This is a genomic window from Rhizobium sp. 05L429 (assembly GCF_056397645.1).
In genome coordinates, this window is sequence record NZ_JBFTNV010000013.1 from 128,575 (window position 1) to 141,906 (window position 13,332).

At 60.3% G+C, this 13,332-nt stretch carries 11 protein-coding genes; 9 read left to right on the forward strand and 2 right to left on the reverse strand.

Annotated elements, in window-relative coordinates; translation table 11 throughout:
• Positions 1-42 precede the first annotated feature (42 nt).
• The 9 genes from melA (at position 43) to AC1DNW_RS16040 (ending at position 9,763) form a co-directional block, all read left to right on the forward strand.
• The gene (gene melA / locus AC1DNW_RS16000) at positions 43-1,359 is read left to right on the forward strand and encodes an alpha-galactosidase (protein WP_477853520.1); all 1,317 of its coding nucleotides are present in this window, start codon (positions 43-45) and stop codon (positions 1,357-1,359) included.
• A gap of 190 nt (positions 1,360-1,549) precedes the next feature.
• The gene (locus AC1DNW_RS16005) at positions 1,550-2,344 is read left to right on the forward strand and encodes a DeoR/GlpR family DNA-binding transcription regulator (RefSeq protein WP_113296557.1); all 795 of its coding nucleotides are present in this window, start codon (positions 1,550-1,552) and stop codon (positions 2,342-2,344) included.
• A complete protein-coding gene (locus AC1DNW_RS16010; RefSeq protein WP_477853522.1) occupies positions 2,341-3,303 on the forward strand; it encodes an N-acetylglucosamine kinase in 963 nt (320 codons plus the stop codon). Before AC1DNW_RS16005 ends, AC1DNW_RS16010 begins: the two co-directional genes overlap by 4 nt.
• Before the next feature lie 24 nt (positions 3,304-3,327).
• Positions 3,328-4,584, forward strand: coding sequence for an ABC transporter substrate-binding protein (locus AC1DNW_RS16015; RefSeq protein ID WP_477853524.1), 1,257 nt, complete (start codon positions 3,328-3,330; stop codon positions 4,582-4,584).
• Positions 4,581-5,498 (forward strand): carbohydrate ABC transporter permease, encoded by a 918-nt coding sequence (locus AC1DNW_RS16020; protein WP_477853526.1) that lies wholly within the window; start codon positions 4,581-4,583, stop codon positions 5,496-5,498. Before AC1DNW_RS16015 ends, AC1DNW_RS16020 begins: the two co-directional genes overlap by 4 nt.
• The gene (locus AC1DNW_RS16025; RefSeq protein WP_113307543.1) at positions 5,498-6,355 is read left to right on the forward strand and encodes a carbohydrate ABC transporter permease; all 858 of its coding nucleotides are present in this window, start codon (positions 5,498-5,500) and stop codon (positions 6,353-6,355) included. The genes AC1DNW_RS16020 and AC1DNW_RS16025 overlap by 1 nt, the downstream gene beginning before the upstream one ends.
• A gap of 11 nt (positions 6,356-6,366) precedes the next feature.
• Positions 6,367-7,323 (forward strand): SIS domain-containing protein, encoded by a 957-nt coding sequence (locus AC1DNW_RS16030; protein ID WP_113307542.1) that lies wholly within the window; start codon positions 6,367-6,369, stop codon positions 7,321-7,323.
• Positions 7,320-8,621 (forward strand): D-tagatose-bisphosphate aldolase, class II, non-catalytic subunit, encoded by a 1,302-nt coding sequence (locus AC1DNW_RS16035; RefSeq protein ID WP_477853528.1) that lies wholly within the window; start codon positions 7,320-7,322, stop codon positions 8,619-8,621. The genes AC1DNW_RS16030 and AC1DNW_RS16035 overlap by 4 nt, the downstream gene beginning before the upstream one ends.
• Before the next feature lie 71 nt (positions 8,622-8,692).
• The gene (locus AC1DNW_RS16040; RefSeq protein ID WP_477853530.1) at positions 8,693-9,763 is read left to right on the forward strand and encodes an ABC transporter ATP-binding protein; all 1,071 of its coding nucleotides are present in this window, start codon (positions 8,693-8,695) and stop codon (positions 9,761-9,763) included.
• 75 nt (positions 9,764-9,838) lie between these two features.
• Here the strand turns inward: AC1DNW_RS16040 and AC1DNW_RS16045 are convergent, their stop codons facing one another.
• Both AC1DNW_RS16045 and AC1DNW_RS16050 read right to left on the reverse strand, forming a co-directional pair.
• Positions 9,839-12,067: a methyl-accepting chemotaxis protein gene (locus AC1DNW_RS16045; protein WP_113307539.1), complete on the reverse strand. Its 2,229-nt coding sequence runs from the start codon at positions 12,065-12,067 to the stop codon at positions 9,839-9,841.
• Positions 12,068-12,882: 815 nt separating this feature from the next.
• Positions 12,883-13,296, reverse strand: a complete 414-nt coding sequence (locus AC1DNW_RS16050) for a cupin domain-containing protein (RefSeq protein WP_113296567.1) — start codon at positions 13,294-13,296, stop codon at positions 12,883-12,885.
• Between the last annotated feature and the right edge of the window lie 36 nt (positions 13,297-13,332).

Genomic DNA, 13,332 nt, shown 5'->3' on the forward strand with positions numbered 1-13,332 from the left:
AAGAGGCACGACTATKGCACCTTTAAATCGCGGGAGACCGAAATGCCGAAGATTTGCCTCGTGGGTGCCGGCAGCACCGTTTTTGCACAGAACATTCTGGGGGACGTGCTCTCTACCCCCTCGGGCAGCGACTATGTGATCAGCCTGTTTGATATCGATCCCCAACGGCTGAAGACATCGGAGATCGTTGCGCGCCGCATCTGCGAGGCGCTCAATCTGCAGAGGGTCAAGGTCGAGGCCACCCTTGATCGCCGCGAAGCGCTGCGCGGATCGGATTTCGTTATCCTGATGATGCAGGTTGGCGGCTACAAGCCCGCCACCGTGACGGATTTCGACGTGCCGAAGAGATACGGTCTGCGGCAGACCATTGCCGATACGCTCGGCATCGGCGGGATCTTCCGCGGACTTCGCACCATTCCAGTGCTGGAGGCAATCTGCCGCGATATGGAAGAGGTCTGCCCCGATGCGCTGCTGATGCAATATGTGAACCCGATGGCGATCAATTGCTGGGCAATCAAGGAGCTGGCGCCATCCATCCGCACGGTCGGCCTTTGCCACAGCGTCCAGCATACGGCCGCTCATCTCGCTTCGTGCCTCGACGAGGATATCGCCGACATCAACTACATTTCGGCAGGCATCAACCATGTCGCCTTTTTCCTGAAATACGAGAAACTGCATGCCGATGGCAGACGCGAGGATCTCTATCCCCGCCTGAGGGCTCTGGCCGGCGAGGGACGCGTGCCATCCGATGACCGGGTGCGCTTCGATGTACTCAAGCGGCTCGGCCATTTCGTGACGGAATCGAGCGAACATTTCTCCGAATATACGTCCTGGTATATCAAGGGCCGGCGCCCTGAGCTCATCGAAAAGCTCAACATCCCGCTCGACGAATATATCAGCCGCTGTGAAAGGCAGATATCCGAATGGCATGCCCTTCGCCGGGAGCTCGAAGGCGACAAACCGATCGACGTCTGCCGCAGCAACGAATATGCAGCCGGCATCATTCACKCCGCCGTTACCGGCAATCCGGCACTGATCTATGGCAATGTTCCCAATAATGGCCTGATCGAAAACCTTCCGGCCGAATGCATCGTGGAAGTGCCCTGCCATGTCGACAGGAACGGAATCCAGCCGACCCGCATCGGCAGGATCCCCTCGCAGCTCGCCGCTGTCATGAAGCTCAGCATCTCGGTTCAGGAGCTGACAGTCGAGGCAGCGCTGACGGGGAAACGCGACCGCATCTATCAGGCAGCCCTCCTCGATCCGCATACATCGGCCGAACTCTCGCCAGACGAGATCTGGAGCCTGGTCGACGACCTGATCGACGAACATGGCGACCTTCTGCCGAAGTACCACTGAGCCCGGTCAGAGGCTTCCAGATCCATCATGAGGCGCGCCGTCTTTCGGGACGGCGCGCCTTTCGTTTGCTTTTTCAGCGCTCAGCTGGCGCTATCAAAAAAATCATAAACGATCATAATTATGATTGACATTGATCGTATCGAGTGAGAACTTTGACGCAAATAAACGAAATTACGACAGGGGATGGTCGGTGAACCAGAGTGGCGGAGTGAAAACTGACCGGCTCGATGCCATCAGAAGCCATCTCTATGCGAATGGCTTTTCCACCATTCAGGATCTGGCCGATGCGGTGGGTGCTTCGCTGGCCACCGTGCGCCGAGACCTGCAGATTCTGGAACAGGATGGAGCAATCGACCGCGTGCATGGCGGCGCCCGCATCGCCGAGGGTTCCTCGGTCGAAATGGCCTTCCAGGAGCGGGAAAAGCGCCAGCTTTCGGCCAAGCGCGCGATTGCCAATGCGGCCTACGAGCTGCTGCTGCCCCGAACCGCTATCTTCCTCGACGCCGGGACGACGGTTCTTCAGCTTGCCCGGCTCATCCGCATCAACCCGATACCGCTGCGCATCTTCACCAACGGCCTGATCGTCGCTCAGGAATTTCTGAACATTCCGAACCTTGAGGTCGTCCTTCTCGGCGGCCAGCTGCGCAGCGAAAACGCTTCGCTCGTCGGCCCGCAGGCCGAGGCGATGCTCGAAACGATCTGGTTCGATCAGCTGTTTCTCGGAGCCAGCGCCATCAGCCCCGACGGCGCGATTTACAGCGTGGACAGTGCCGAAGCCAGCCTGAACCGGCGCATGCTCACCCGTTCTGCCAACGGCTATGTGCTCGCCGATTCCTCGAAATTCGGGACGATGGCCACCTACAAGGTCGCTCCGCTGAATGTTGCGAAGCTCATCACCGACAAGAGCCTGACGCCGCAATGGCGTTCCGAGCTCACCAATTTCGGTGTCGATGCGACCTTTGCCGAGCTGGGAGCAAAGGAATGAGCGACGAGCTGATCCTCGGCATCGACGGCGGCGGCAGCAAGGTGCTCGTCACGCTGACCAATAAGGACGGCCACATTCTGCGAGCCGCGCTCGGCGGCGGCGTCAATCCGATGGACAATCCGGACTGGCGACGGGAACTGGAGCGGCATATCGAACCCTTCCGCAATGAGCCGGGACTGGCAGCCGTCGGCGCTGCCCTGCCCGCCTATGGCGAAGTTGCGCATCTCTCCGCTCTCCAGAAGCAATGCATCGACGAAGCTTTTCCGGATACCCTCAGGACCGTCCTCAACGATGTCGATGCCGCCCATCTCGGCGCCTTTGCCGGTCGCCCGGGCATCCTCGTTCTGTCGGGGACCGGCTCCATGTCCTGGGCGCGCAACGGAGCAGGAGCCTCCGCACGCGCCGGCGGTTGGGGCGATCTGATCGGCGACGAGGGCAGCAGCTACTGGATCGGTCGTGCAGCCCTGCATCTCATCAGCCAGAGCCTCGATGGACGTGGCAAGCCGACGGCGCTGGCGAGGGCGATTTATGATCACCTCCGGCTCGATATTTCCGATCCGATCAATGCTCTCGGTGGCTGGATCAACGGGCTTGCGAGGCCGCGCGCTGGTATCGCCGCGCTCTCCATTCTCGTCGACCGAACCGCTCAGCAAGGCGACGAAATGGCGATTGACCTGATCGAGAAGGCTGCCGAGGAGCTTGCCAAGCACCATTGGGCGATATCGGGCCATTGTGAAACCGGCTCCGACTGGACCTATGCAGGCGGCACCTTTTCCAGCCGCCTTTTGCTTGAAGCTGTCGAACGGCGGATCGGCCGGCGGGCGATTTCACCCGTACTTCCTCCCATTGGCGGCGCGCTTCTGGCGGCCGCCCAACTTCTCGACTGGCCGCTGAACGAGCGCTGGTTCGGGCAAATCGCGGCTGCGGCCGACACCGTGATCGCGCGATCAAGACAATGACTGTCAACGATAAAGGATGGGAACATGCGTAAATTCATATTACCTTTGCTTGCCTCAGCCGCCCTTGCGATTGCCCTGCCCGCCATGGCCGACGACGCCAAGCCGCTTGCCGGCCAATCGATCACCGTGCTCATGCCATCGCCGCAGGGGGCCACGGTTKCGGCAGATTTTGAAGCGGAGACCGGCATTCATGTCGATCTCCAGACCCTCTCCTGGGATGATATTCGCCCAAAGCTGGTAACGGCACTGGTCGCCGGCACGGCGCCGGCCGATGTTACCGAATTCGACTGGTCTTGGACGGGTCAGTTCAGCGCCGCCGGCTGGTACATGCCGCTGAATGATGTGATCGACAAGGAATCAATCGAGGATATCGGCGTTGCCAAGATCTTCACCGTCGGTGGTCAGTTGCTCGGCGTGCCCTATACCAACGACTTCCGCGTGATGCTCGTCAACAAGAAGCATTTAGCGGATGCGGGCATTACCGAAATGCCGAAGACGCTTGACGCGCTGGTCACGGCGGCAAAGAAGATCAAGGAGAAGGGTATTTCGACCTATCCGATCGGCCTGCCGCTCTCGGCAACCGAAGGCGCTTCGACGAGCTGGTATCTGTTGACCAAGGCTTTTGGCGGCGAACTCTTCGACAAGGACTTCAAGCCGCTGTTCCTCACCCCGGATTCAGCCGGCTACAAGGCGCTCGCCTTCGAACTGAAACTCTTGAAGGACGGTCTGGTCGACCCGGCCTCGACAGGTCTCAAGGACAGCCAGATCAATGAGAGCATGTTTGCCCAGGGCCTCACCAGCATCATGATCTCGGGTGAGCCGGGTCGCTTGGGCCAGATGAACGATCCGAAGCAGTCCAAGGTCGCCGGCCAGGTGGAAGCGATCCTCGTGCCGACCGAAAGCGGTCAGACGCGCAGCTTCGGCCTTCCGGAAGCGCTTGCCATTCCGAATGTTTCGCAGAACAAGGAAGCGGCGGTCGCCTTCGTCAAGTGGTTCACCAGCAAGGAGTTCCAGAAGAAGAACGCGGCAAACGGCTTCCTGCCGACCCGCACTTCGGCTCTCTCCGAACTCAATACGGAAGGCAAGTTGACGAGCGGCGACGCACTTGTTGCCCAGTCCAAGACCGTCGAGCCTCTGYTCCAGCAGGGAACGCCGCCGTGGTATCCGCAGTTTTCGAGCGCGGTGAACACGGCGATCAACAGCGCGGCAAAGGACCAGGTCACGGTTGATCAGGCCATGCAGAGCATCGCCGATGCAGCCAAGCAGGCGATGGCGCAATGACAGTCGTCACCGCCCAAGGTGTCGCAGCCAAGCGTAGTGTCGGCCTCAACGCCGACACCATGCTCGGACTGCTGCTGGTGCTGCCGATCCTCGTGACGATGGCAGCTCTGGTCTTCTATCCGATGGGCCGGACGGTCTGGGACTCGCTGCACCGGGTCAATCCGATGCAGGCCGGAACGCCTTTCGTCGGACTGGAAAATTACACACGCATGCTGTCGGACGCCCAGCTGGCGACGACCTGGGCGAACACGCTCATCTATGTCGTCCTTGCCGTCGTTGCCGAGACCGTCTTCGGCGTGCTTGCTGCGGCTCTCATCAATCAGATGAAAGTCGGGCGCCAATGGGTGCTTGCGGCTGTCATCCTGCCATGGGCCTTACCCGGCGTCGTCAACTCCGTCATCTGGCTGTGGATCTATCAGCCCGGCGCCGGCCTGTTGAACGGCATTCTCGTCGCGCTTGGCCTGCCTTTCGAAAATCATGTCTGGTTCAACGACCGGACGAGTGCCATCGTCGCGGTCACCGTCGTGCATGTCTGGCGCATGATGCCGCTGACGATCGTCATCGTGCTCGCCGCCATGCAGAGCATCCCGGCGCATCTCTATGAGGCTGCCCGCATCGACGGCGCGACGCGCGTGCAGATGTTCAGCCTGGTCACACTTCCGCTCGTGCGCAGCGCCATCGCCGTTGCCATGACGAATGCGACGGTCAATGCCTTCAATCTCTTCGACGAGGCCTGGGTGCTCGCCGGATCAAGCCTCGAAACGCGGCCGATCCTCGTGCAGATCTATCTCGAGACATTCCAGAACCTTCGCTTCTCCTACGGCATGGCTCTGTCGGTCGTCATCACGCTGGTCTCGCTGCTCGTCTCGCTCGTCTACGTCCTCCGCGTTTATCGCAACACACGGTTCGACTGATGAAACCAACCATTCTCTATCGCCTGATGATATGGACGGGTCTTGCCGTGCTGCTGATCTGGTCGCTTGGCCCGATCTACTGGACGATCGCAAGCTCCGTGACGCCGACGGAAGATTTTTCCACGCGGCCGATCCATTTCTTCCCGCAGCATTTCACGCTCGACCATTATTCGCGCCTGCTCGGCATCAACATTTCGCGGATTGGGGGTGTGGAGGTGTGGAAGCAGTTCCGCGCTGCGCTGCTCAACAGCGTGATCACGTCGGCCGCCGCCACGGCTCTCTGCGTCGCGATCTCGGCGCTCGGCGCCTATGCATTCACCAGGATGCGCTTTCCCGGGCGTAACCTGCTGTTCGGTGCTGTCGTCGCGACACTCGCAATCCCCGCCTATGCGGTGCTCATCCCGCTCTATCAGATCATGATCAAGATGCATCTGGTCGACACGCATACCGGCGTCTCGCTGATCTATGTCTCGGCCTATCTGCCGCTCTCGCTCTGGCTGTTGCGCAGCGTCTTCGAGCAGCTTCCGATCGCCCTCGAAGAGGCAGCACAGCTCGATGGCGCGGGCCGCCTCTTCATCTTCTTCAACATCGTGCTGCCGCTCGCCGGACCCGGCCTGACGGCGGCGGCCATCCTTACCTTCCTGGGGGCCTGGGGCCAGTACCTCGTTCCCCTCATTTTCTCGCCGCAAGCGACGAAACCCCTGACGGTTCTCATTCCCGAATTCGTCACCAAGAACTTCATCGACTACGGACTGATCACGGCAAGCGGATCGATCGCCATCGTCATCCCTGCCCTGGTCGTCATCTTCCTCAACCGGTACCTCGTCAGCGGCCTGCTGGCAGGTTCGGTCAAATAATCRGAGACATCATGAACACGACCGAAAAGGTAATCTTCGAGCAGTTTCCCTATTGGGAAACAGCCATCGGTTCGAATACGGCAAGCGGCAGCGCGGACGATCTCCTTGTCTTCGTCGGCTGCGGCACTTCCTTCAACCTCGCCTTGTCTCTGGCCGCCTATGCCAACAGCCTGAAGCGCAAGGCGATCGCGGTTCCGGGCGCGGAATGGTTGAACCGACCCGCCTACTTCTGGCCGGAATGGCAGAAGACCCATGTAGTCGCGCTGTCGCGCAGTGGCGAGACGACGGAAACGGTCGCCGCGGCAAAGGCAAGTCGCGCCGCCGGTGCCTTCGTGACTGCCGTGACGGTCGAGCCCGAGAGCGCCCTTGCCAAGAACTGTGACCAGCTGATCTGCTCCCCGACCCATCCCGAAGAGGGCATCGTCATGACGGTTTCGGCAAGCCTGATGGTGTTGCTCAGCCTGCAGCTGATCGGTCAGACCGTGCCTGCCTCGACCGTTGCATCGGCACGTCAACTCGCCAATACGCTCGATGCCGCTCTGCCCGACATCATCAAGGATCGTTCACACTTCGTCTTTCTGGGCGGCGGCCCGCTTTTCGGCATTGCGCTCGAGGGCGCGCTCAAGCTGATGGAAATGAGCCAGCTGATGACGCAGGCTTTTCATCCGCTCGAATATCGCCACGGGCCGATCAGCCTTGTTGACGAGAAGACGGCCGCCATCATGCTCTACAGCTCGGACCAGAGACAAGCCGAGGCAAAGCTCGCCGGTGAGCTTCGCGAAAAAGGCGCCGTCGTTATCGGTTTCGGCGGCCCAGGCGATCTGGAGCTTAAGGTCGACGTCGATCTGTCGCTTGCAGGTCTCGTCGTTCTGCCGGCACTGCAGATCCTCGGCGAACGCGCCGCACAGGCAAGGCAGATCGATACCGTCTCGCCGCGTCATCTCACCAAGGTGGTGACATTGGTATGAGCGCGGCCATCGATCCGAACCGCCAGATCGCCCTGGCAAAGCTGTTCGGCGCAAGAGACCTGCCCCTGCCCCGCGGCATCACATCGATTTGTTCTGCCCATCCGCTGGTCATCGAGGCTACGTTGCGACGTGCGGTGCTGCAGAATGAGGCGGTCCTGATCGAAGCGACCTGCAACCAGGTCAATCAGGAAGGCGGTTATACCGGCATGAAGCCGGCGGACTTCCGAACCTTCATCGAGCGTATCGCGGCAAGCGTCGGCTTCGCCGCCGAACRCATCATTCTCGGGGGCGACCATCTCGGCCCGAACCCATGGCGAAAGCTCGCTGCAGAGGATGCGATGGCGCGCGCCGAAACCATGGTGGCGGCCTATGTCGAAGCCGGGTTCGAGAAGCTGCATCTCGACACTTCGATGGGCTGTGCTGGCGAGCCTGTGGCGCTTGCCGACGAACTGACCGCCGCAAGAGCAGCACGTCTGGCGAAAGCTGCCGAAGAGGCGGCTCGTCGGAGTGGTCGACGTCTGCCGGTCTATGTCATCGGCACCGAGGTGCCACCGCCCGGTGGCGCGACGCATGCGCTGGACGAGCTGGAGATCACGCGACGGGAAGCAGCTCTCAGGACGCTTGATGTTCACCGCCAGGCCTTTGCCGAAGCCGGCGTAAGTTCGGCGATGGAACGCGTCATCGCGATCGTCGTTCAGCCGGGCGTCGAGTTCGGCAACGCCAATGTCGCGCTCTACAGGCCCGAGCGTGCACGGAAGCTGATCTCCGCGCTCGATGAGATGAAGGGACTGCTGTTCGAGGCCCATTCCACCGACTACCAGCCGGCAGCCGCGCTTTCGACGCTGGTCGATGGCGGGTTTGCGATCCTGAAAGTCGGTCCCGGCCTGACCTTTGCATTGCGGGAGGCGCTCTACGGTCTCGACGCGATCGCCGATATTCTCTCCGGGGGCCAGAGAGCCGGCGGGCTGGCGGCGACGATGGAAGAGATCATGCTTGCTCGGCCCAGCCACTGGGCCGGCCATTACAGCGGCACGACTGACGAACAGCGCCTGCAGCGACATTTCAGTTATAGCGATCGCATCCGGTACTATTGGCCCGACGCGCGGGCAGCAACGGCAGTCGACGAACTGCTCGCCCGGCTGCCGGAGGCAATCCCGGAAACGCTGATCAGCCAGCATCTCGCCCGCCTCTACCCTGATGTGGTCGAAAAGCGTGTCGCGCCGAAAGCCCGCGATCTTTGCCTAGCCGCCATTGATGCGGCGCTGGCTCCTTACGCCACCGCGACGGCGCCTCGGTAACAGAAGCATCGCATGTCGCTCTTTCCGAGCGAGCGCAGATCCGAAATCAGATTTTTCAGCCGGAGACAGTTATGGCGTCCGTCAACGTGGCAAATGTCCGCAAGAACTATGGTCACCTCGAAGTTTTACACGGGGTCGACGTCGACATCCGCGACGGAGAATTCGTCATCCTCGTCGGTCCCTCCGGCTGTGGCAAGTCGACTTTGCTGCGCATGATCGCGGGGCTCGAGGAAATCTCCGGTGGCAACGTCTCTATCGGCAACAAGGTCGTCAACAATGTCGCCCCGAAGGAGCGCGACATTGCCATGGTCTTTCAATCCTATGCGCTTTATCCGCATATGACGGTCGAAGCGAATATGGGATTTTCGCTGCGACTGGCGAAAGCCCCGAAGGAGCAGATCAAGGCGCGTGTCCGCGATGCGGCACAGATCCTCGGCCTCGAACATCTGCTCGACCGCTATCCGCGAAACCTCTCCGGTGGCCAGCGTCAGCGTGTTGCCATGGGTCGCGCCATCGTCCGCCAGCCGCAAGTCTTCCTCTTTGACGAGCCCCTGTCCAATCTCGATGCCAAGCTTCGCGTGCAGATGCGCGCGGAGATCAAGCAGTTGCACCAGCGGCTGAAAACGACGACGGTCTACGTGACGCACGATCAGATCGAAGCCATGACCATGGCCGACCGGATCGTCGTGATGCGGGACGGCTACGTAGAACAGATCGGCTCGCCGCTCGAACTTTACGATCGGCCGGCCAATCTCTTCGTTGCCGGCTTCATCGGCTCACCGGGCATGAATGTCATCAAGGGCAAGATCAGCGCGTCCGGACCGCTTGAATTCATCGCCGACGGAGGGGCCCGCTTGCCACTGCCGGAGAGCGCTGCGGCTGCGCGCGGCGCGGAGGTGGTTTACGGCATTCGGCCGGAGCACCTGATTATCACGCAGGACGGCGTGAGTGCCGAGGTGGCGGTGATCGAGCCGACCGGAGCCGAAACCCAGATTAACGCCAGGCTCGGATCGGATCCGCTGGTGGCCACTGTCAGGGAGCGGCTTTCGCTACGCGCCGGCGACACTGTCAGGATGACGCCGGATATCGGCAAACTGCACCTCTTCGACGCCAAGACCGAAAAGCGCCTGTCGATCGACTAGCGGCTGCGTTGAGTCACCGAATGAAAACGGTGCGGCGATGACGCCGCACCGTAGCTTGCTTTGACGGGTCGAACCTCAGAACTCTTCCCAGTTGCCGCCCTTCGTATCGAGTGCGGCATTTCCCGAGAATGCGGAGGCAATCTTGCGGCCGAGCGCCCGGGCGGGTGACGGCGCCGGCGCATCGTTTCGCCCGGCGCCACGAACAGGCGCGGAATGCGAAGCATAGCCTGCATCGTTCAGTTTGAACTGAGCCAGAAGCTGGTTGAGCGATGCAACCTCCTTCGCAAGATTGTAGCTTGCAGCGGTCGACTCTTCGACCATGGCAGCGTTCTTCTGCGTATCCTGATCCATCTGATTGACGGCGGTGTTGATCTGGTCGAGGCCCAACGACTGCTCCTGCGATGCTTCGACGATCGCAGCGATATGGCGGTTGATTTCCTGAACCTCCGAAACGATCGCCTGAAGCGCCTTGCCGGTATCGTCGACCAGCTGCACGCCTGCATGGACCTGCGCATTCGAGGCCGTGATCAGATCCTTGATCTCTCTGGCAGCCGTTGCGGAGCGCTGTGCCAGTTCACGGACTTCCTGCGCGACGACGGCAAAGCCTTTACCCGCTTCGCCGGCGCGGGCTGCTTCAACACCGGCATTGAGCGCCAGCAGGTTCGTCTGGAAGGCGATATCGTCGATGACGCCGATGATGTTGCCGATTTCACCGGAAGACTTGGAGATCTGCTCCATGGCGAGCACGGCCTTGCGGACCACCTCGCCGGAATGTTCGGCGCCGGTCTTGGCACGCGCCACGAGCTGACCTACATCTTGGGCGCGCTTGCTGGAACCCTTGACGGTCGTGGTGATTTCTTCGAGAGCCGCAGCCGTCTCTTCGAGTGCTGCCGCCTGCTGCTCTGTGCGCTTGGCGAGATCGTCGGCAGCCGACTTGATCTCGTTTGCTCCCGAATCGATGCCGCGAGCATTCTGCGATACCCGGTTCAACGCAGATTGCAGCTTGTCGGCGGAGTCATTGAAGTCGCTGCGCACGCCATCGAGTCTTGTGACAAAGGGCTGCGCGATCCGGTAGGACACATCGCCGTCGGCGAGCTTCGACAAGCCGGCAGCGAGATTGTCGACGGCAAACTGGACATCGGCAGCATCCTTCGCCTTTTCCTTCTCGCGCTCGATCTGCTCTCTTTCGCTCATGCTGCGATTGGCTTCTGCCTCCTGCTCGAGGCGAACCCGCTCGATCGCATTCTGCTTGAAGACCTGCACGGCACGGGCCATTGCGCCGATTTCGTCAGGTCGGGCCTGACCTTCGACCTCGACATTGATATCGCCTGCGGCCAGACGTGCCATTGTGCCGGTCGTCTTCTTCATGACCGACGCAATCGAACGCGCAAAGACGAGGAAACCGAGCAGTGAAATGAGCGAAACGACAACTGCGCCGATCGCCGCCATCCAGAGCGCCTGCTGCGATGCTTCCACGATCTCCGTCACATCGGAGCCGATTTCAAAAACACCGATCTTGCGGCCGGAGAAATCTTCGAAGGGAATGGCGGCAACTTCATAATCCTTGCCGCCGAGAGAAGCATGGACTCGGACGCGGTCGCCGTTGAAACCCTCTTGCAATTGCTCCTGAGTGAGGATCGTCTTGTCGCCGAAGGTCGAAGCCTGCGGCACAAATTTCCCGTCCTGCAGGATATGGACCGCAACTTCTGCATCGACGGCATTTGCCAGGGGAGCAAAATAGTCATTCGTGAGCGACGTGCCGACATCGACGACACCGACAGTCTTGCCGTCCTTGATGACTGGTGCCGAGGCAAACATGCTGACCGCGGTGCGTCCAGGTTCGATGCCGGCATTCAGTTTGCCCTGCGTCAGCGCCGCAACGATCATCTTGCGACGTCCCTTGAGGTCGTCGCCGAAGGTATCGGGCGAATGGATACGTGCGACCGCGGACCCGTCGGAATTGCTGAAGGTAATGAGCTGAAGACCTTGCACCTTAATTGCCGGCAGGCTGGCCGTGTATTTTGCCAGGATGGCTGCTCGATCATTCTTGGCAATCAGATCAGCAGTTTCAGGCTCACCGGCAAGGGCTACCGCAAGCCCGGCTGCCGCCCGCTTCTGAGCCTCCATGTCCGCCTGGATCACGTGCAGGTCCGCCGAGAGCTCCTTCTGAAGCGATTGATCGCTCATCACGTTCTGGCGATACCAGGCAAGACCACCGATTGCCACGCTTGCAAACAAAACGGCGGCGAACCCGTAGGCTGTGATGCGGATCCAAATCGGCCGCTTAATCTGCTCTTCACTCATATTATTCCCTCATGCGTCGAATAGCCTAATCCTTGAGGGAAAAACTTGTTTTTTACTTAATTTTGAATAGTCAATATTATCCAAACAACTCATAGGTTATCTCGCTGCCAATGCGGCGTTGGCCGTGGAAAAACGACCAAGCTCTCATATAGGCTGCTGATCATTTGCTGTCCTGTTGATTTCGAAACCGCCACCTTAAGGGGGCAACGGTCTCTCCATCAACAAGCATGAACGTTCGGCGCTGACGAGCGTTTCCAGCAGTTCCAAGGCCCTGGCACAGGCGATACGGCAAGCCGTCGAAGTCGCAAGCGGAACCCACGCAATTGCACGGGGCGATCCAGATCCACCGTCCGTCAGGCCTGCCGCCCTATCTCGCACAGGTAACTCCCCTGCCGCCAAATTCTCTCGTCGCCTGGGATTCGACAGATTCCGGCGTCCGCGTGCTTCTTCAGATCGTCGATGCGGAAAGCCGGGGCCACGSGCAGGCGGAACAGCTTCGCAGCCTCTTTAGCCTGACCGTTGCGGAAACGAAGGTTGCTGTGCTCGTCGGCAGAAGATGCTCGGTTCCGGAGACCGCAAGAGTCCTTGCCCTTTCTCCCAACACGGTCGAAACGCATACGGCAAGGCTTCTGCCCAGGACAGGTGTGCGATCTCAAGCGGCATTTGCGCGGTTGGTGGCTTCCGTTCCCGCGAGGCCCGGTCGGCCGTAATCCCGCCTCCATCGCCGAGCGACAACGAAGGGCGTTGTAAAAAACCGAAAATACGGGAAGGTGATGAGTCAACACCCCTTCCCGCTCATCGTATCAGCTTCGCGATCAAGGATCGGCGGTTGTCAGCTCCATTTCCTTGGTATCGACGACGAATACGGCCAGAATTTTTGCCGGCTTCGTCTTGCTGGCATTCGCGCTCACCAGGTGATGATCGCCAGGCACTTCGATCCAGTTCTCACCGGTCTTGAAGACCTTTTCTTTGCCGTCGTTCACCTTGCTTCTGATTTCGCCTTCGATGACCGTGGCGTAGATGAAGGCGCTCTTCGCATGGGTGTGCGCCGGATTATATCCACCTGGTCCATATTCGACGAGGACGCCGCGCATGCTTTTGCCTGGGACATTCGGTAATTCATGATCGAAGACGACTGTGATCTTGGCGTTGTGGGCCTGCTGGGCCGCGATGGCCGGGGCTGTAGCAAGGGTCAGCGCCAGCACGGCAATGGTCATGGACTTGAGCATCGTATCTTTCTCCTGTGGGGCTCGCTACGATGCAAC